The sequence below is a fragment of the Corallococcus caeni genome, assembly GCF_036245865.1.
Lineage (GTDB): Bacteria > Myxococcota > Myxococcia > Myxococcales > Myxococcaceae > Corallococcus > Corallococcus caeni.
Genome location: NZ_BTTW01000006.1, coordinates 93,573 through 110,979, shown reverse-complemented (window position 1 = coordinate 110,979; position 17,407 = coordinate 93,573). Strand labels below are relative to the sequence as shown.

The window sequence follows — 17,407 nt, the reverse complement described above, 5'->3', positions numbered from 1 at the left end:
CGCTCGGTAAGCCATGCCCCGGGTCGCCCCGGAGCCACTGACTAGGCGCTCGCCTGCTCGGCGGCGGCCGGGTACACGGACACCTTCTTCTTGTCGCGGCCGAGGCGCTCGTACTTCACCACGCCGTCCACGGTCGAGAAGAGGGTGAAGTCGCGACCGAGCTTCACGTTCGTGCCCGGGTGGATGACCGTGCCGACCTGACGGACGAGGATGCTGCCCGCCGTGATGGTCTCACCGCCGTACACCTTGACGCCACGGTACTGCGGGTTGGAATCACGCCCGTTGCGCGAAGAACCCTGACCTTTTTTATGGGCCATGACACCTGCTCCTTGAAGTTCGTGTGGGGAATGACCGGAAAGGCGACTAGCCGGAGATCGAGGTGACCTTCACCTCGGTGTACGGCTGGCGGTGACCCCGACGGCGGGTCCAGCCTTCCTTCTCCTTGCGGAAGTGCAGGACGCGGCGGTGCTTGTCCTGCGCCAGCACCTTGCCCACGACCTTCGCGCCCGCCACCGTCGGCTGGCCCACCTTCGGGCTCTCAGAGCCGCCCAGCAGGAGGACCTCGGTGAACGAGACCTCGGCGCCGATGTCCCCGGCGATCTTCTCGATCCGGACAACGTCGCCCTCGGCGACGCGGTACTGCTTTCCGCCCGTGCGAATGACTGCGTACATCGTCGAACCCCTGTCAGCTTCGGGTTGGTTCAACCCATGGAATCCAACGCGCATTTCGGACGGCGGACCGCCCGGCGCGCTAAAAGACGGCGGGACTTACGGGAAACCCGGGGGGGAGTCAAGGCAGTTGGCGGATCAACCCGCCCCCAGGCTCCCTATTTGCTTTTGAATAGAATCCCCGGAATAAAGTCCACTGGACCGCAAACCGGCGCCCGGTAGGATGCGCGCCGTTTGCTTTCCACCTGTACCTCATCCCTGAGGGGGAGAACCATCATGAAGAAGATCCTGTTCGGTCTGGCGGCCATGGCCTCGCTCACGCTCACCGCTTGCGGCGGCGGCAGCATCTGCGACCAGCTCGAGGACGTCGCCAACAACACCAAGGACCAGGCCGAGGAGTGTGGCATCACGATCGATGGCGACGACGGTGAGATCACCGACGCCGAGCGCGAGCAGTGTGAGAAGAGCACCGAGTCCTGCTCCGACGACGACAAGAAGAAGTTCGAGGAGTTCGCGGACTGCGTGAACGACGTCAAGGGCTGCTCCGACAAGACCGAGGCCGAGCAGAGCGCCTACCAGCTGCGCGTCCTGTCCTGCTACGCCAAGCTGACCAGCATCAGCGCGGCGTGCGGCGCGGCCGCCGGTCAGTAATCGCCTCCCAGGCCGTACGGCCGTGAGTGGCGTCAGGGCCCGGTTCCCTCCCCAGGGAATCGGGCCCTTTCATTTCGGGCGCCGGCCAAGCGCGCGCCCAGCGCCCGGATCACCACCCGGCGGCGCTGCTGGTACTCCCACTCCAGGGGGTCCAGCTCCAGGCCCCGCTCGTAGGCCTCCAGGGCCCGCTGGAGCTGGCCGTCGCGCTCCAGCGCGTTGCCGGTGAGGAAATGCACGCGCGCGGTGCCCACCGCCCGGGGCTGCTCGGCCAGGAAGTCGCGACGCAGTGCGTCCGTCTGGGCCGCGGTGAGCCCCGCCTCCAGGCACCGCGCCACGCCCCGGACGTTGCCCAGCCGGGCGTCGTAGCGCGCCCGCCGCAGCGGCATGCCCAGGGTGTCACCGGCGTCCCGCACGCGGATCAGCATGGACTCCAGCCGCGAGCGCTGCCCGCGCGACAGGGGCCGCGGCCGGAGCGCGGACAGGGCGTTCCACAGCTCGCGCGCCCGCTCCCGCGCGGGCTCCAGCTCCACGTCCGGCGAAAGCCCCAGCACCGCGTAGTGGGTGCCCTCCCCGGCCAGCTGCCCCCGCCACATCGCCAGGACGTGCTCGGCCTCCGCGTCGTCCGGCGGCTCCCGGGGCGCGGGGGGCGGAGAGGCCGGAGCGCTGGCCAGGTGCTGCTCCACGCGGGCCTTCAGCGCGGCGGACGGCGCGACGAACTGCACGCCGAAGCCCGGACGCATGCTCCAGGCCTGGGCCTGTTCGGCGGAGACGTGGCGCACCACCTCGCACGTGACGGACAGCGGCCCCGAGGACAGGGGCAGCACCACCTGGACCTGGGCGAACAGCGGGGGCAGCTCCCCCGTCGCGTGCAGGAACACGCCGCCTCGCGACAGGTCGGACCCCGTGAAGGCCCGGGGCTGCGCGCCCGGCTGCAGCACCACCTGCACGGGCAACGGGAGCGTCTTGCCCCCGGACGCGCCCGGCGGGGCCAGCGGCGGCGTGCGCTGGGGGCCCGTGGACGGGGTCCGCGGGAGAGCACCTCCCTGCGCGGGACGGGGAGCCCCCACGGCCGCGCGCGGCGGGGTCCGCAGGGCGAGGGCCTGCTCCAGCGCGGCGCGCAGGGCGAGCGCGTTGGGGAAGCGCTCCTCCGGCGTCTTCGCCAGCGCGCGCAGCACCACCGCCTCCAGCGCGGCCGGCACCGTGGGGCAGATGGAGCGAGGGGCCGGCGGCTGCCGCGTCTGGTGCGCCACGAGCTGGGCGGTAAGCCCCTCGTCGGGAAAGGGCAGCCGCCCGGTGAGCAGCTGGTAGGCGATGACGCCCACCGCGTACAGGTCCGCGCGGCCGTCCAGGCGCCGGCTCAGGGACTGCTCCGGGGCCATGTACTCCGGCGTCCCCACGATGATGCCCGCCACCGTCTCCGGCATGCTCGCGTCCACCAGCTTCGCGATGCCGAAGTCGAGCACCTTCACGAACGGCATCCCCCGCCCGCGCTTCACCAGGAAGATGTTGTCCGGCTTCAGGTCGCGGTGGACGATGCCCCGCGCGTGCGCCGCATGCAGCGCGTCACACACCTGGGTGAGCATGGGCACCACCGCCCCGGCCGACAGCGGCGTCCCCACCCAGGCCGACAGCGGCGCGCCCTCCAGGAACTCCATGATGAGGTACGGGCGGGGCGCGGAGGCGTTGAGGTCGAAGATGCTGACGATGTTCTCGTGCCCGATGAGGTTCACCGCCCGGGCCTCGGCGTGGAAGCGCTGCACCAGCTCCGGGTAGCGCGTCAGGTGTTCGTGCAGCACCTTCACCGCCACGCGGCTGCCAATGGACACATGCTCCGCCAGGTAGACGGACCCCATCCCGCCCCGGCCCACCCGGCGCACCAGCCGGAAGCTGCCCATCTGGGTGCCCACCAGCGGATCCACCTCCTCCGCCGCGTTCAGGGGAACCGGTGCCTCCACGGCCTTGCCCGCGCCGCCTCCCGCCTGCCGGACGAGCGTGTCGCACGACGTCTCCTCGCCATGTCCCCGCCCGCACGCTGTGCACGTGCGCTCGTTCCTCGCGACTTCGGCCATACCGCGCCCCCCTGGCCAATACCCCGCCCAATCTGCACATCCAGGAAGCCCGGCATCCACTGCCGCCAAGGGTGGGTGTCGCAAAGTGAGGGGGGTCCCCAGCCCCTGGGCCGGGGTGACGGTTGGGCGGAGGACTGCGACGTGTCAGGAAGGTGTCACGCGGATAGGATGCGCGCATGTCCCGCTCGGCCCGACGCATCCCCACCGTGAACCTGTCCCACTACCGCTCCGGCACTCCCGAGGAGCGGGCCCGCTTCGTCCAGGTGTTTGGCGACGCGCTCAAGGAGTTCGGCTTCGTGACCGTCGAAGGTCACGGGGTCGACGACGCGCTCATCCGCCGCACGTACACGGACGTGGAGCGCTTCTTCCAGCTGCCGGAGTCCACCAAGACGCGCTACGCGGTGCCGGAGCGCCCGGGCCAGCGCGGCTTCATGGCGTTCGGCCAGGAGCACGCGAAGAACCGCAAGGTGGGGGACATGAAGGAGTTCTGGCACGTGGGCCGTGAGCTGCCCGTGGGCCACCCCTACCGCGACGACTATGGCGCCAACGTGTGGCCGGAAGAGGTGCCGTCCTTCCGCGACAACACGCTGACGCTCTACCGGGAGCTGGACGACGCGGCGACGGTGATGCTCCAGGCGCTGGCGGACTACCTGGGCATCGCGCGAAACACGTTCAGCGACATGACGGTGGATGGCAACTCCGTGCTGCGGCTCATCCACTACCCGCCCCTGAAGGACCGCTTCATCCCGGGCGGGGTGCGCGCCGCGGAGCACGAGGACATCAACTTCATCACGCTCTTGTGCGAGGGCACGTCCGGCGGCCTGGAGCTGCTCACGCGCGACGGCGAGTGGATCCCCGTGGACACGCTGCGCGGCCAGATTGTCGTGGACTCGGGCGACATGCTCAGCCGCGTGATGAACGGCGTCATTCCGTCCACGACGCACCGGGTGGTGAACCCGCCCAGCACGGAGCAGGACACCGTGCGCTACTCGATGCCCTTCTTCGTGCACCCGTTCAGCGACTGCGTGCTCAAGCCGCTGCCGCAGACGGAGACGCCGGACAACCCCGCGCGCCACCCGCCCATCACCGCGGACGCGTTCCTCAAGCAGCGCCTGCGCGAGCTGGGCTTCCTCAAGTAGCCGCCGGGACGGCGGGGGGCCGGAACCCGACGGTCCACCGCCGGGAGGCTCGCGCGACCCGGAGGCCGGTGCCATCCTCGCGGCACCGTGGCCACCTCCCTCGACCTGTTCGCCATCCAGCCGCGCGTCACGCTCGACGACTACGCCTCGCCGCAGACGTTCGCCGCGCACCACCGGGCGCTCGCCGCCCGCGTGGACGCGCTGCGCCCCCGGGATGCTTCGGGCCAGCCGTTGAACCCCGCGCTCGCGGTCTGGCCGGAGATGGTGGGCGCGGCGCTGGGGCTGATGGGGCACCTGTCGCGCGTGCGCCGCCGCAAGACGACGAACGGCGCGATGACGCGCGTGGCGCTCGCGGAGTGGCGGGGCATGCTCCGCACGTGGAGCGCCTTCCATCCGCCGACGCTGGAGGAGTGCCTCTACGCCACGGTGGCGCCCCGCGTGCACCGGGCCATGTACGAGACCTTCTCCGGCATCGCGCGGGACTTCGGCCTGTGGGTGGTGGCCGGCAGCGCGCTGCTGCCCACGAACCGCCTGGGCCCGGACACGCCCGAGTACGAACCCGCGGGCGCGCGCACCTTCAACACCAGCTACACGTTCTCACCGGACGGGCACTGCGTGGGCGTCACGCGCAAGGTGAACCTGGTGCCCACGCAGGAGGACGTGCTGCACCTGAGCCCGGGCCGCCCAGAGGACCTCCCCGTGCTGGACACCCCGTTCGGAAGGCTGGGCACGCTCGTCTGCTACGACGGCTTCCGCGAACCCCACACCTCTGGCGAGCCGTACTTCGTGCCGTGCGCGCAGTACCTGGATGCGCTGGGCGTGGACGTGCTCGCGCAGCCCTCCGCCAACGCCTGGAGCTGGGACGCGCCCTGGGCCTTCAACGCGCCCGGTGAGACGCAGCTGCGCCGCGAGCAGTGGTTCAACGAGGGCCTCTTCACGCAGCTGCGCACCCTCAAGCGCGTGCGCTACGCGGTGAACCCGCAGCTCACCGGGGGCTTCTTCGACAACACCTTCGAAGCGCCCTCGCTCATCCTGGAGCGCCGGGGGCCGGACGACGTGCACGTGCTCGCCCAGTCAGCGGATCCGCGCGGCGAGGACGTGCTCCACGTCACCGTGCCCCGTTAGTCCCCGAGCTTCTTCTTGAGCAGCTCGTTGACGAGACCGGGGTTGCCCTTGCCCTTCATGGCCTTCATCACCTGGCCCACGAAGAAGCCGTACACGCTCTTCTTGCCGGCCTTGTACTTCTCCACCTCGCCCGCGTTCTTCGCGAGGATGTCGTCCACCACCGCTTCGACGGCGCCCACGTCGCTCACCTGCGCGAGGCCCTTCTCCGCGATGATGTCCGCCGGCGCGCGGCCCGTGCGGAACATCTCCCCGAGCACGTCCTTCGCCGCGTTCGCGGACACCGTGCCCTTCTCCACCGTGGCCAGCAGCTCGCCCAGCTGCGCCGGGGTGAAGCGCAGCGCGGAGAGGGGCGTGCCCTCCTCCTTCAGCAGGCGGCTCAGCTCCCCCAGGAACCAGTTGGAGAGCTTCTTCGCGTCCGGGACGTGCTTCGCGCAGGCCTCGAAGAAGTCCGCCAACGGGCGCTCGGCGGTGAGGATGCGCGCGTCGTAGGCCGGCAGGCCGTACTCACCCATGAAGCGCGTGCGCTTCGCTCGCGGCAGCTCTGGCAGTGACTGCCGCTGCGAGTCCCGCAGCGCGTCCGACACGAGGAGCGGCGGAAGGTCCGGCTCCGGGAAGTAGCGGTAGTCGTGCGCGTCCTCCTTGGAGCGCATCGACCGGGTGACGCCCTTGTTCACGTCCCAGAGGCGCGTCTCCTGGTCCACCTTGCCGCCGGACTCGAGGACGTCCACCTGCCGCGCGGCCTCGTACTCGATGGCCTGCTTGAGGAAGCGGAACGAGTTGAGGTTCTTCAGCTCACAGCGCTGACCGTACGTGGTGGAGCCCTTCGGCATCACCGACACGTTGGCGTCGCAGCGGAAGCTGCCCTCCTCCAGGTTGCCGTCGTTGACGCCCAGGTACACCAGCACGTCGCGCAGCGCCTTGAGGTACTCCACCGCCTCGTCCGCGTCGCGCAGGTCCGGCTCGCTGACGATCTCCATCAGCGGCACGCCCGCGCGGTTCAGGTCCACCAGGCTCTGGCCCGCGGACGCGGAGGCGTCGTGCACGCTCTTGCCCGCATCCTCCTCCAGGTGGATGCGGCGCACGCGCACCGTCTTCTCACCCGAGGGCGTGTCGATGACCAGCTCGCCCCACTCGCAGATGGGCTGGTCGTACTGGGTGATTTGATAGCCCTTGGGCAGGTCCGGGTAGAAGTAGTTCTTCCGGCTCCACACGCTCGTGGACTTCACCGTGCACCCGAGCGCCAGGCCCGTGCGCACCGCGTACTCCACCACGCGCTGGTTGAGCACCGGCAGCACGCCGGGCATGCCCAGGCACACCGGACAGGTGTGGTGGTTGGGCTCGGCGCCAAACGCGGTGGAGCAGCCGCAGAAAATCTTGGACTGCGTGAGCAGCTGCGCGTGGACCTCGAGGCCGATGACCGTCTGGAAGTCGCTCAGGGGCATGGCGGTGTCACCCTTGTGTCGCGCCCGCTAGACGGGGGCGGCGCGGCGGAAGAAGTCGTGCTCGCGCTCGAAGGCGCGGGCGATGCGGAGCAGGCGGGCCTCGTCGAAGGGGCGCCCCAAGAGCTGCATGCCGATGGGCAGCCCCGCCTGCGTGAAGCCGCACGGCACGGACAGGCCCGGCAGGCCCGCCAGGTTGCACGGCAGCGTGTAGACGTCCATCAGGTACATGGACAGCGGGTCGTCCACCTTCGCGCCCAGCTTGAACGCCGGCACCGGCGACGTGGGCGACACGATGGCGTCCACCTGCTGGAACACCTTCGTGAAGTCCTCGCGGATGAGCGTGCGGACCTTCTGCGCGCGCAGGTAGTAGGCGTCGTAGTAGCCGGCGGACAGCGCGTAGGTGCCCAGCATGATGCGGCGCTTCACCTCCGCGCCGAAGCCCTGCCCTCGCGTCTGCGTGTACAGCTCCTTGAGCCCGCGCGCGTCCTTCGCCCGCTGCCCGTAGCGGATGCCGTCGTAGCGCGCCAGGTTGCTGGACGCTTCGGAGGAGGCCAGCAGGTAGTACGTCGCCAGCGCGTACTTCGTGTGCGGCAGCGACACGTCCACCAGCGTCGCGCCCAGCTTCTCCAGCTCCTCCAGCGACGCGCGCAGCGTGCCCGCGACCTCCGGGTCCATGCCCTCCGCGAAGTACTCGCGCGGCACGCCCAGCTTGAGGCCGCGCACGCCGTCCTCCAGCCCCGTGAGGCAGTCCGGCGTCTCCACGTCCGCGGAGGTGGAGTCGAGCGGATCATGCCGCGCGATGAGCTGGAACAGCGCCGCGGTGTCCCCCACCGTGCGCGCCATGGGGCCCGGCTGATCCAACGACGAGGCGAAGGCGATGACGCCGTAGCGAGACACCCGGCCATACGTGGGCTTGAGCCCCACGGTGTTGGTGAGCGCCGCGGGCTGGCGGATGGAGCCGCCCGTGTCGGTGCCCAGCGCGCCGAACACCTCGCGCGCCGCCACCGCCGCCGCCGAGCCACCGGACGAGCCGCCCGGCGTGCGCGTCAGGTCCCACGGGTTGTGGGTGGGGAAGTACGCGCTCGATTCGTTGGACGAGCCCATGGCGAACTCGTCCATGTTCAGCTTGCCCACGAGCGGCAGGCCTGCCTCCTTCAGCAGGCGCACCACGGTGGCGTCGTAGGGCGGGACGAAGCCCTCCAGGACGCGCGAGGCGCAGGTGGTCTCCACGCCTTCCGTGAGGAAGATGTCCTTGAGGCCCACGGGCACGCCGTCGAGCGCGCTCAGCGGACTGCCCGCCTCGCGACGCGCGTCGCTGGCCTCGGCGGCCTTGAGCGCCCCGGGCTCGTCCACGCGCAGGAAGGCGCGCACCTTCGGGTCCACCTGGGCGATGCGCTGGAGGCTCGCGCGGGTGGCCTCCACGGAGGACACCTCACGCGAAGCCAGCTTCGCCGCCAGCTCCAGCATCGACAGGTCGGTGAGCGACGACATGGCGGGCTACTCCAAAATCTTCGGGACCGCGAAGGCGGTGCCCACCTTCGCCGGCGCGTTGGCGAGCCCGGCTTCCGGGGACAGCGACGGACGCAGCACGTCCTCGCGCAACAGCGAGGACGCGAGCGTCGCGTGGGAGGTGGGCTCCACCTGGCTCACGTCGAGCGCTTCCAGCTCCGCCACCGCGTCCAGGACCGCGGACAGCTGGGTGGCGTAGCGCTCCTCCTCCTGCGGCGTCAGCGACAGCCGCGCCAGGGTGGCCACGTGCCGGACCTGCTCGAGCGTGAGGGCCATGGGAAGCCTCCTCCTCTGGACTCCGGTGCTACGGGGACGACACGGACGGCGTGCGCTTGAACAGGTTGAGGATGGCGCCCATCACCTTGCCGCTGCCCTCGTGGCCGTGCTGCTTGATGACCTGCTCCAGCTCGCCCGCGTCCAGCCAGACGCCGTGGCAGTTGAAGCAGCTCTCCAGCTCCACGTTGCCGTCCTTGAGCGTCTGCAGGTCCATGCCGCACTTGGGGCACTTCATGTAGTGCAGCTGCTTGAGCGACTCGCGCTGCTGCGCGGCCATCTCCTTGGACTGCTGGATGGCCAGCTTGCGCTTGGCTTCAATCTCCTCGCGCGCGAAGTAGTCGTCTTCGTTGTGGGAGGGCTTGTCGGGGCTCAGGTCGGACATGTTCTCGGGTTCTCCTTGGCGGCAGGCACCATACCCTCTCGCCGCGCGGACGCGCCCGAAATGTAGGCCCTGTCCCGCCCCCTCGGGGCCCCCCTGGACGCCTGCCGGAAAATTGACCCCGCTCCCTCCCTCCCTATTCTCGCCGGGCGGATTGCTACAGCTCGCTACGCGGCTGGAATCGGGCAGAGGGAACAGGGGTCCATGACAGCGGCAAAGAAGGGTGGCCGGGGGGAGAAGGCGGTGCTCTCCCGGCAGGAGATCGCGACGCGCCGCAAGGCGCTCAACAACAAGAAGATGAAGGCTCCGGGCGCGGCGAGCCCCGCCAAGCGGGCGCTCATCGGCGTCTTCATCCTGGCCGCCTCGTTGCTGGCCTTGCTGGCGGTCGCCACGTTCGACGCGCATGACCGGGTGGGGCCTGGCTTCCACAACGCGGTGGGCCCCATGGGCCACCTCATCGCGGAGGCCCTGCGCGGCGCGCTGGGCGTGTGCGCCTACCTCATCCCCGCGGGTGGCATCTACACCGCCGTGGTGCTCTTCGTGGGCAACCGCGAGCGGCGCCGCCTGCCGCAGATCATCTCCCTGGCGCTGCTCACCTGCAGCGTGTCCGTGCTCGCGCAGCTCATGTTCGCCAAGGACAAGGGCTGGGCCCACCCGCCCGGCGGCGCGCTGGGCGCCAGCCTGGGCGGCCTGATGGAGGGGATGTTCTCCACCGTCGGCACCATCATCCTCGTCACCGCCATCAGCGCGGCGGCGCTCATCGTCGGCACCCAGTACACGTTCTTCAAGCTGTGCTCGCTGGTGTGGGCCGGCCTCACCGTGCTGGGCCGCCGCGTCTCCGAGGCCGCGCACGTCTTCTGGGAGCAGCAGAAGGTCAACTACGCGGCCCGCCAGGAGCGGCTCGCGCAGGAGAAGGAAGAGGAGGCCGCGTTCCTCGCGGAGCTGGAGGCCGAGGAGGAGGAGCTCTCCGAGGCCGAGCGCCTGGCCGCCGAGGCCGAGGCCGCCGAGGCCGAGGCCCTGGCCGAGGAGGCCGTGCGCCTGGCCCGGCAGAACGAGAAGGAGCAGCTCGCCAACGCGAAGAAGGCGCTCAAGGAGCAGAAGGACCGCGAGAAGCTGGAGAAGAAGCTCACCCGCGACGAGCCGCCCGAGGAGCAGGACGACGCCTCCGACGAGCAGCCCGCGCTGCCGCCCGAGCGCGCCGAGCGCCGCTCCCCCGGGGCCGACCCCGCCTGGGCCGCGTCCTTCCTCGCCCCCCAGCCGCAGCTGCCCGCCAACGCGGACGCCGCCGAGCCGCCCCGCCGCGCACGCAAGACGCCGCAGATCGTCACCCCGCCCGCCGCCCCGTCCACGCCCCCGGTGCCCGCCGCGGAGCTCGAGCCCGTCGCCAAGCCCGTGGCCGCGGAGAAGCCCGCCGCCGCCGCGCCGGGCAACGCCCTCATCCCCGCGCCGCCCGCCGCGCTGGCGCGCATGCCGCTCATCGTGGAGCCCAAGGCGCCGCCCAAGCCCTCCGCCGTGAAGCGGCCGCAGGACCAGTTCGAGTTCGTGGGTGACCGCAAGAGCTTCTCCCTGCCGCCGCTGGACGTGCTGGAGGCGGACAAGAAGGAGCGCTCCGCGCTGGACAAGGACGCGTTCCTCGTCACGGCGGAGAAGCTGCGCGCGAAGCTGGCGGACTTCGGCATCGTGGGCGAGGTGGTGGAGATCCGCCCCGGCCCCGTCGTCACCATGTACGAGTTCCTGCCCGGGCCCGGCATCAAGGTCAGCAAGATCGCCGCGCTCCAGGACGACCTGGCCATGGCGATGGAGGCCATGCGCGTGCGCATCGTCGCCCCCATCCCCGGCAAGGGCGTGGTGGGCATCGAAGTCCCCAACCGCGACCGCGAGACGGTGTTCCTCAAGGAGATCGCCGAACAGGACACGTTCCAGAAGAGCAGCAGCAAGCTCACCATGTGCGTGGGCAAGGACATCGAAGGCATGCCGTACGTCTTCGACCTGGTGAAGGCTCCCCACCTGCTCATCGCGGGCACCACCGGCTCCGGCAAGTCCGTGGCGGTGAACTCGATGATCATGAGCATCCTCCTCAAGGCCACGCCCGAGGAGGTCCGCTTCATCATGGTGGACCCGAAGATGCTGGAGCTCTCCGTGTACGAGGGCATCCCGCACCTGCTGCTCCCCGTCGTCACCGACCCCAAGAAGGCCGCGCTCGCGCTGCGCTGGGCGGTGGAGGAGATGGAGCGCCGCTACCAGATGCTGTCCGAGGCGGGCGTGCGCAACATCGCCGGCTTCAACAAGCTGGTGGAGACGCAGGCGTCGGAGGAGAAGCCCGCCGCCGCGCCCGCCGCGAAGAAGAAGACGAAGCCCAAGAAGATGTTCGTCGTGGACGTGGAGGGCAGCACCGTGCCCGCCCCCGCTTCCGCCAGCGACGGGCTGGGCGTGGCCGCGCCGCGAGAGGACGACGAAGACCTGCGCGAGGCCATCGTCTCCGAGTCCGCTCCCAACCTGGAGGCCGACGGCGAGGAGGACGCGGAGTTCGAGGAGGACGGCGACGAGTCCACGCCGGTGGAGGCCGCCTCCCCGGAGAAGAAGGAGCTCAAGAAGCTGCCCTACATCGTGGTCATCATCGACGAGCTCGCGGACCTCATGATGGTCGCGAGCCGCGAGGTGGAGACCTACGTCGCACGCCTCGCGCAGATGGCGCGTGCGGCCGGCATCCACCTGATGGTCGCGACGCAGCGTCCGTCCACGGACGTCGTCACCGGCATCATCAAGGCCAACTTCCCCACGCGCATCAGCTTCATGCTGCGCTCGAAGCCGGACTCGATGACGATCCTCGGGACGGTGGGCGCGGAGGCCCTCCTGGGCATGGGCGACATGCTCATCATGCCGCCCACGAGCGCGCACCTGCAGCGCGTGCACGGCGCCTACGTCTCCGAGCAGGAAATCAAGAAGGCGGTGGACCACCTCAAGGCCCAGGGCAAGCCCGTCTTCGACGAGTCCATCCTCAAGCCGCGCGACGACGAGGGCGAGGGCGGCGGTGGCGAGGAGGACGAGCTGTCCGACGAGCTCTACGACCAGGCGCTCGCGGCGGTCAGCGAGATGCGCTCCGTCTCCATCTCCATGCTCCAGCGCAAGATGCGCATCGGCTACAACCGCGCGGCGCGCATGATCGAGCGCATGGAGCGCGACGGCGTGGTGGGCCCCGCGGACGGCGCCAAGCCCCGCGAGGTCCTGCTGCGCGGCCTGGGCGACATGCCCGGCGCCGGGGCGATGTAGCCCGCCGCCACCGCAAGCCCGGGGGAACGGACACCCGTCCCCCGGGGTTTCCCCTCGGTCATGATCGTCGCCATCACCCGCTTCCGCGCGTCCCCCGAAGAGGCCGACGGCTGGGTCCACCGGCTCCAGGAGCGCTCACGGCGCGTGGACGGCCACGCGGGCTTCCTGGGCCTGGAGGTGCTGCGGTCGTTCGAGCGCTCGCCTGAAATCCTGCTCGTCACGCGCTGGAAGGACCGGGACTCCATGCGGGCCTACTTCCAGTCGGAGGACTTCCAGCGGGCGAAGGGGGCCAGCGCGTCCCAGGAGGACGCCACCTTCACGATGTACGAGGTAGTGGCCACCTGAGCAGTTCCCAATCGGCCCGGGGTCGTCTAAGGGCGGTGCACCATGGCTGAACGTCTTGCCCTATTCGCCACCGCCGCGCGTGGCACCGAGGACCTGCTCGCCGAGGAGCTGAAGGAGCTTGGCGCGAAGCGCATCCGCCAGGACCGAGGCGGCGTGCGCTTCATGGCCGCGCTCGACGAGGCCCTCAACGTCTGCCTCTGGTCCCGCATCGCCATGCGCGTGCTCTACCCGCTGGGCGAGTTCGACGCGCACGGCGCCCAGGGGCTCTACGACGCCGTGGCCAGCGTGCCGTGGGAGGAGCACCTCACGACGAACGTGACGTTCGCGGTGGACGCGAACCTGAAGGACACCGAGCACGCGCACTCCGGCTTCGTGGCCCTGAAGGTGAAGGACGCCATCGTGGACCGCCTGCGCGAAAAGCTGGGCTCGCGGCCGGACGTGGACACGCGCAACCCGGACGTGTCCGTGGTGGCGCACCTGGTGAAGGAGAAGCTGTCCCTCTCCCTGGACCTGTGCGGTGACCCGCTGCACCGGCGCGGCTACCGCGTGCGCCCCACCCCCGCGCCCCTGAAGGAGAACCTGGCCGCGGCCCTCCTGCGCGCGGCGGGCTACACCGGCACGGAGGCGCTGGTGGACCCCATGTGCGGCTCGGGCACCATCGTCATCGAGGGCGGCCTCATCGCGCGCAAGCGGGCCCCCGGCATCAACCGGACCTTCGCGGTGGAGCGCTGGCCGCACCTGGGCACGCGCGCGAAGGAGCTGCTCGCGGACCTGCGCGCGGACGCGCGGCGCAACGAGCGCAAGGTGGAGGTCCCCATCCTCGGCTTCGACAAGAGCGATGAGGCCCTGGAGGCCGCGGATCGCAACGTGAAGGCGGCGCGGCTGGGAGAGGAGATCCAGCTCGCGGAGGGCGACGCGACGAAGCTTCCGCCCCTGCCGGAGGGTGGCGGGCTCATCCTCACCAACCCGCCCTATGGCGACCGGCTCGGCTCCGGCGGCCAGAAGGGCATGAAGACCTTCTACTTCAAGCTGGGTGACTCGCTGCGTGCGCTCCAGGGCTGGCGCGTCTGGGTGCTGTCCGGCAACCCCGCCTTCGAGAGCGCCTTCCACGCGCATCCCATGGCCCGGCGCGACGTGTGGAACGGCCCCATCCCCTGCACGCTCCTGGGCTACCGCGCCCCGACGCCGCGCCCCGGCTCAAAGCCGGTTCTCGGAGCGCCGGGCGAGTCGCTGGAGGTTGCTCCGGTGCGTCCAGAGCATCAGGACGAATAGCCCCGCGGTGAGCAGCACGTACTCGCGGGAGCGCGCGGTGAGGAACGCGGTGGCGATGGCGACCACCGCCGCGGACAGCGAGCCCACGGAGCTCACGCGCCACCGGGCCACCACCAGCCCGTAGATGATGGCCCCGGCGAGCGCCGCCTCGGGCACCAGCACCACCAGCACGCCCAGCGCGGTGGCCACACCCTTGCCGCCCTGGAGCTTGAGCCACACCGGGTACACGTGCCCCAGCACCGCGGCCAGGCCCACCAGCGCGTGCGCCCGCGCGTCCCCGGGCATGAAGTACACGGCCAGTCCTACGGGGAGCACGGCCTTGAGCGCGTCCAGCAGCAGCACCACCGCGCCCAGCTTCTTGCCGGCGACGCGCGTGACGTTGGTGGCGCCGATGTTGCCGCTGCCGCTGGCGCGCACGTCCACCCCGCGTAGCCACCGCGTCAGCAGCACGCCGAAGGGGACGGAGCCGCAGAGGTAGCCCAGCAGGAGGAAGGCGGAGAGCACGGAGGAAAACAGGGTCCTGCCCTCAGGACAGCAGGTGCGGGAAACGGGTGTGCACCACGACGTAGGCGTAATTGACCAGCAACACCAGCGGGAACGCGATGCGCACCCACCGCCACTCGCGCTCGTCCAGCTCCACCTCCGGGATGGGCAGCGCGAAGAGGAAGTGCAGGGCCGTCACCACCGCGGCCAGCGCGAACAGCAGCGCGCACACGGTGCCCAGGGGGTTGGCCTCCCAGGCGCCCGGGATGTTGAAGTGCGCGACGCGGTCCGCCACGCGGGTGAGCCCACAGCCCAGGCAGGGCCAGCCTGTGTGCTCGCGCAGCACACAGCCCCAGAACGGGATGATGCGGGCCACGGGGATGTAGCGGCCCACGAGCAGCCCCCCGAGTCCGACGATGCCGAGCCATTCGAATGTGCCCACCCGGCGGTTGGGAGCGGGAATGGTGACCTTCATGCGCACCTCGCGCCGAGTGTGCGGGACAAGTCGCGAGGATGGAAGGGGTGCCTTGCCGGGCCCCGGAAACCTGGGCTAAGCGAACGGGCATGCACATGCTCCGCACCGCCCTCGTGATGCTGGTCGCCGCTCCCCTCGTGGCCCTCGCGGCGGACAAGACGCCCGCGCCCGCCAAGGCCAAGGCCGAAGCCGCGTCGAGCGACTGCCACCACCCCGCCGACGCGAAGACGCCCGAGGCCGCCAAGGCCGCCAGCACCGGCTGGACGCTCACCCGCGGAGAGCCCCTCAAGGGCGAGCCCACGGTGAAGCTCGCGGAGCTGCTCGCGAAGCCCCAGGCCCACGACGGCAAGGTCGTGCGCGTGGAGGGCCAGGTGCGCAAGGCGTGTGAGAAGAAGGGCTGCTGGCTGGAGCTGGCCCAGGACGCCAAGAGCCCCGGCGTGCGCGTGACGTTCAAGGACTACGGCTTCTTCGTCCCGCTGGACTCCGCGGGCTCGCAGGCGCGCGTGGAGGGCGTGGTGAAGGTCGCGGAGCTGAGCGACGCCCACGCGAAGCACTACGAGGCGGAAGGCGCCATCGTCCCGCGCGGCACCGACGGCAAGCCCCGCGAGGTGCAGCTCGTGGCCTCCGGCGTCGAGCTGCGCCGCTAGTCGCGATGGGTGGACGCAGCTTCAGCATGCGGGGTGTGCAGGGCGCGGCCGACCGGGCCGTGCAGCACGCCCGCGCGTGGCTTCTGGAGACGGAGCCCGGCTCGCGCGTGCACGACGTGCAGTTGGATCCGCGCTTCCAGCACCGGGGCGTGGACCTGCTCTGGGAGCTGCCCTCCGGAGAGGTGCGCGGCATCGAGGTGAAGGGCGACCGGCAGGCCACCCGCCGCCGCTACTTCTTCGAGCTCATCTCCAACCTGGAGAAGGACACCCCGGGCTGCTTCCTCTACAGCGGCGCGGACCTGATGCTGTACGTGTTCCTCACGCAGGGCGAACTGCACGCGCTGCCCCTGCCCCGGGTTCGCGAGTGGTTCCTCCCCCGCGCGAAGGAGTACGCCCTCAAGCACGCCTTCACCCAGACGGGCGCCATCCGCTACACCACCGTGGGCGCCGTGGTGCCCGTGCGCGACGTGGCGGAAGGCGTGCCCGGCGTCATCACGGTGAAGCTCAAGCGCGCGGCGCCGGTGATGCCCGGCACGCCAGACGCGGAGGCCGCATCGACGGCCTCCACGGTCAGCGAGCCCCAGGCGCCCGAGGCCCCGGAATCCCAGGGCCCCCGGCGCACGGGGACCTGACGCTCCGGCCGATTAGCGGCGGCGCTGGGGCTGCGCGTGCTGGTGGCGGTGCGCCCGGTGACCCGGGTGCATCTTGTCGTGCAGGGCCTCCAGCCGCTCCTGCGTGCCCATCAGCTCCAGGAGCGCGGACCGGTCGTTCTGCTGCTTGAAGACGTGCTCCAGGCGGGGCACCAGGTCGAGCGCCAGGTGGATGTCGTTGGCCTTCTCCGCCTCCGCCAGCAGGCCGCGGCCTTCGACGTTCGCGTCGATCCACGCCTGCAGGTGGATGAGGCCGTCCACCGCCAGCAGGCGCGAGATGGGCGCGCGGGCCGTGTCGTGGATGAGGTTCTTGAGGTCCTGGATGGCCGGCTCGCGCTCGCCCTTCGCGGCGCGCACCACCGCCTGGGAGATGCCGCGCCGGTCGGGCAGCAGGAACTCCTCCACGTCGGCGAACGCCGTCGCGTCGTCCAGGTGCCCCTGGGCGGCCAGCGACTCCGCCAGGCTGTCGAACAGCTCCGCGTCCTTCTCCGAGAAGGGCGCCAGCGCCTCCTGGAGGAACGGCTGGGGCAGCGCACCCTTGTCATCCACCGTCAGCTTCGAGCGCAGGGACTTCACGTGCTCGAAGGCGGAGGCCACCGGGGCCTCCTTCGCGCCGTTGAGCTTGTGCACGAGCACCTGCATCAGCGTCGCCAGGCTCTGCGTGAAGTCCTGCGGGGACACGCGGTCCGGCATCCACCGGCGCCACAGCTCCACGGCCGCGGCCACGACGTAGTCCTTGAAGGGGCCGGTGCCCTTCCACTTCGCCGCCCACTGCTGGGCGATGCCGAGCGGATAGGCGGACTCCGCCAGCTTGCGGTAGTCCTCTTCGCCCACGGGGACCCCGTAGTGCCCCAGCGTGCCCAGCAGGGCCTCCGTCGAGTAGTCCTTGAGGCCCGTCTTCTGCCACGACTTTTCCACGCGCTGCGTGCTCACCAGATGCTCTCCGAGGCCATGCGAGTGCCGGCCATCGGCCCCGCTGCCCGTCTTCTAGCGAAAGCGGAGCCCG

General features: G+C 70.8%; 18 protein-coding genes. 8 read left to right on the top strand and 10 right to left on the bottom strand.

All coding sequences use genetic code 11. The features are described 5' to 3' along the window. Positions 1–41 precede the first annotated feature (41 nt). Together rpmA and rplU are read right to left on the bottom strand one after the other, a co-directional pair. Positions 42–317 carry a 50S ribosomal protein L27 gene (rpmA, locus tag AABA78_RS24750; RefSeq protein ID WP_014394223.1) on the bottom strand — a complete coding sequence of 92 codons (276 nt, stop codon included), beginning with the start codon at positions 315–317 and terminating at the stop codon, positions 42–44. Positions 318–363: 46 nt separating this feature from the next. Then, complete coding sequence (rplU, locus tag AABA78_RS24745; RefSeq protein WP_014394222.1) at positions 364–672, bottom strand: 50S ribosomal protein L21; 309 nt, start codon at positions 670–672, stop codon at positions 364–366. 273 nt (positions 673–945) lie between these two features. Here rplU and AABA78_RS24740 point away from each other — a divergent pair, with 273 nt between their 5' ends. Continuing rightward, on the top strand, positions 946–1,320 hold the full coding sequence (locus AABA78_RS24740) for a hypothetical protein (protein WP_338266385.1): 375 nt from the start codon (positions 946–948) through the stop codon (positions 1,318–1,320). Between the two features lie 32 nt (positions 1,321–1,352). Here the strand turns inward: AABA78_RS24740 and AABA78_RS24735 are convergent, their stop codons facing one another. Further along, positions 1,353–3,389 carry a serine/threonine-protein kinase gene (locus AABA78_RS24735; RefSeq protein WP_338266382.1) on the bottom strand — a complete coding sequence of 679 codons (2,037 nt, stop codon included), beginning with the start codon at positions 3,387–3,389 and terminating at the stop codon, positions 1,353–1,355. A 176-nt stretch (positions 3,390–3,565) separates the two neighbouring features. Here AABA78_RS24735 and AABA78_RS24730 point away from each other — a divergent pair, with 176 nt between their 5' ends. Continuing rightward, positions 3,566–4,528, top strand: coding sequence for an isopenicillin N synthase family dioxygenase (locus AABA78_RS24730; RefSeq protein ID WP_171421509.1), 963 nt, complete (start codon positions 3,566–3,568; stop codon positions 4,526–4,528). A gap of 87 nt (positions 4,529–4,615) precedes the next feature. After that, positions 4,616–5,653, top strand: a complete 1,038-nt coding sequence (locus AABA78_RS24725) for a carbon-nitrogen hydrolase family protein (RefSeq protein WP_338266380.1) — start codon at positions 4,616–4,618, stop codon at positions 5,651–5,653. Here the strand turns inward: AABA78_RS24725 and gatB are convergent. From gatB to AABA78_RS24705, 4 genes are read right to left on the bottom strand one after another with little or no spacing between them, the layout of a single operon-like run. Then, positions 5,650–7,095: an Asp-tRNA(Asn)/Glu-tRNA(Gln) amidotransferase subunit GatB gene (gene gatB, locus AABA78_RS24720; RefSeq protein WP_338266379.1), complete on the bottom strand. Its 1,446-nt coding sequence runs from the start codon at positions 7,093–7,095 to the stop codon at positions 5,650–5,652. The two genes, AABA78_RS24725 and gatB, sit on opposite strands and share 4 nt — an antisense overlap. Before the next feature lie 27 nt (positions 7,096–7,122). Continuing rightward, complete coding sequence (gene gatA / locus AABA78_RS24715; RefSeq protein WP_338266378.1) at positions 7,123–8,586, bottom strand: Asp-tRNA(Asn)/Glu-tRNA(Gln) amidotransferase subunit GatA; 1,464 nt, start codon at positions 8,584–8,586, stop codon at positions 7,123–7,125. A gap of 6 nt (positions 8,587–8,592) precedes the next feature. After that, the gene (gatC, locus tag AABA78_RS24710; protein ID WP_338266376.1) at positions 8,593–8,880 is read right to left on the bottom strand and encodes an Asp-tRNA(Asn)/Glu-tRNA(Gln) amidotransferase subunit GatC; all 288 of its coding nucleotides are present in this window, start codon (positions 8,878–8,880) and stop codon (positions 8,593–8,595) included. 28 nt (positions 8,881–8,908) lie between these two features. Continuing rightward, positions 8,909–9,262 carry a TFIIB-type zinc ribbon-containing protein gene (locus AABA78_RS24705; protein ID WP_338266374.1) on the bottom strand — a complete coding sequence of 118 codons (354 nt, stop codon included), beginning with the start codon at positions 9,260–9,262 and terminating at the stop codon, positions 8,909–8,911. Between the two features lie 201 nt (positions 9,263–9,463). Here AABA78_RS24705 and AABA78_RS24700 point away from each other — a divergent pair, with 201 nt between their 5' ends. From AABA78_RS24700 to AABA78_RS24690, 3 genes are read left to right on the top strand one after another with little or no spacing between them, the layout of a single operon-like run. Then, positions 9,464–12,529, top strand: a complete 3,066-nt coding sequence (locus AABA78_RS24700; RefSeq protein WP_338266371.1) for an FtsK/SpoIIIE family DNA translocase — start codon at positions 9,464–9,466, stop codon at positions 12,527–12,529. A gap of 60 nt (positions 12,530–12,589) precedes the next feature. Beyond that, entirely contained in the window at positions 12,590–12,874 is a 285-nt protein-coding gene (locus AABA78_RS24695) for an antibiotic biosynthesis monooxygenase family protein (RefSeq protein WP_338266369.1), read from the top strand. A 42-nt stretch (positions 12,875–12,916) separates the two neighbouring features. Continuing rightward, the gene (locus AABA78_RS24690) at positions 12,917–14,146 is read left to right on the top strand and encodes a THUMP domain-containing class I SAM-dependent RNA methyltransferase (RefSeq protein WP_338266367.1); all 1,230 of its coding nucleotides are present in this window, start codon (positions 12,917–12,919) and stop codon (positions 14,144–14,146) included. Here AABA78_RS24690 and plsY read toward each other — a convergent pair. Beyond that, positions 14,072–14,650, bottom strand: a complete 579-nt coding sequence (plsY, locus tag AABA78_RS24685) for a glycerol-3-phosphate 1-O-acyltransferase PlsY (protein WP_338266366.1) — start codon at positions 14,648–14,650, stop codon at positions 14,072–14,074. The two genes, AABA78_RS24690 and plsY, sit on opposite strands and share 75 nt — an antisense overlap. 22 nt (positions 14,651–14,672) lie before the next feature. Further along, positions 14,673–15,104, bottom strand: a complete 432-nt coding sequence (locus tag AABA78_RS24680) for a DUF2752 domain-containing protein (RefSeq protein WP_338266363.1) — start codon at positions 15,102–15,104, stop codon at positions 14,673–14,675. 89 nt (positions 15,105–15,193) lie between these two features. On the opposite strand from AABA78_RS24680, the gene AABA78_RS24675 reads away from it, so the two are divergent. Continuing rightward, a complete protein-coding gene (locus AABA78_RS24675) occupies positions 15,194–15,751 on the top strand; it encodes a DUF4920 domain-containing protein (RefSeq protein WP_171436860.1) in 558 nt (185 codons plus the stop codon). Between the two features lie 26 nt (positions 15,752–15,777). Continuing rightward, positions 15,778–16,383 (top strand): hypothetical protein, encoded by a 606-nt coding sequence (locus AABA78_RS24670; protein ID WP_338266361.1) that lies wholly within the window; start codon positions 15,778–15,780, stop codon positions 16,381–16,383. A 12-nt stretch (positions 16,384–16,395) separates the two neighbouring features. Here the strand turns inward: AABA78_RS24670 and AABA78_RS24665 are convergent, their stop codons facing one another. After that, positions 16,396–17,334 (bottom strand): hypothetical protein, encoded by a 939-nt coding sequence (locus AABA78_RS24665; protein WP_338266359.1) that lies wholly within the window; start codon positions 17,332–17,334, stop codon positions 16,396–16,398. Positions 17,335–17,407 lie beyond the last annotated feature (73 nt).

Bases quoted from the DNA above. Each gene is read 5' to 3' on its own strand.
- gatA (WP_338266378.1), bottom strand. From the start codon at position 8,586: ATGTCGTCGCTCACCGACCTGTCGATGCTGGAGCTGGCGGCGAAGCTG.
- AABA78_RS24690 (WP_338266367.1), top strand. From the start codon at position 12,917: ATGGCTGAACGTCTTGCCCTATTCGCCACCGCCGCGCGTGGCACCGAG.
- gatC (WP_338266376.1), bottom strand. From the start codon at position 8,880: ATGGCCCTCACGCTCGAGCAGGTCCGGCACGTGGCCACCCTGGCGCGG.
- AABA78_RS24675 (WP_171436860.1), top strand. From the start codon at position 15,194: ATGCACATGCTCCGCACCGCCCTCGTGATGCTGGTCGCCGCTCCCCTC.
- AABA78_RS24680 (WP_338266363.1), bottom strand. From the start codon at position 15,104: ATGAAGGTCACCATTCCCGCTCCCAACCGCCGGGTGGGCACATTCGAA.
- rpmA (WP_014394223.1), bottom strand. From the start codon at position 317: ATGGCCCATAAAAAAGGTCAGGGTTCTTCGCGCAACGGGCGTGATTCC.
- AABA78_RS24695 (WP_338266369.1), top strand. From the start codon at position 12,590: ATGATCGTCGCCATCACCCGCTTCCGCGCGTCCCCCGAAGAGGCCGAC.
- rplU (WP_014394222.1), bottom strand. From the start codon at position 672: ATGTACGCAGTCATTCGCACGGGCGGAAAGCAGTACCGCGTCGCCGAG.
- AABA78_RS24670 (WP_338266361.1), top strand. From the start codon at position 15,778: ATGCGGGGTGTGCAGGGCGCGGCCGACCGGGCCGTGCAGCACGCCCGC.
- AABA78_RS24730 (WP_171421509.1), top strand. From the start codon at position 3,566: ATGTCCCGCTCGGCCCGACGCATCCCCACCGTGAACCTGTCCCACTAC.
- AABA78_RS24735 (WP_338266382.1), bottom strand. From the start codon at position 3,389: ATGGCCGAAGTCGCGAGGAACGAGCGCACGTGCACAGCGTGCGGGCGG.
- gatB (WP_338266379.1), bottom strand. From the start codon at position 7,095: ATGCCCCTGAGCGACTTCCAGACGGTCATCGGCCTCGAGGTCCACGCG.
- AABA78_RS24705 (WP_338266374.1), bottom strand. From the start codon at position 9,262: ATGTCCGACCTGAGCCCCGACAAGCCCTCCCACAACGAAGACGACTAC.
- AABA78_RS24700 (WP_338266371.1), top strand. From the start codon at position 9,464: ATGACAGCGGCAAAGAAGGGTGGCCGGGGGGAGAAGGCGGTGCTCTCC.
- AABA78_RS24740 (WP_338266385.1), top strand. From the start codon at position 946: ATGAAGAAGATCCTGTTCGGTCTGGCGGCCATGGCCTCGCTCACGCTC.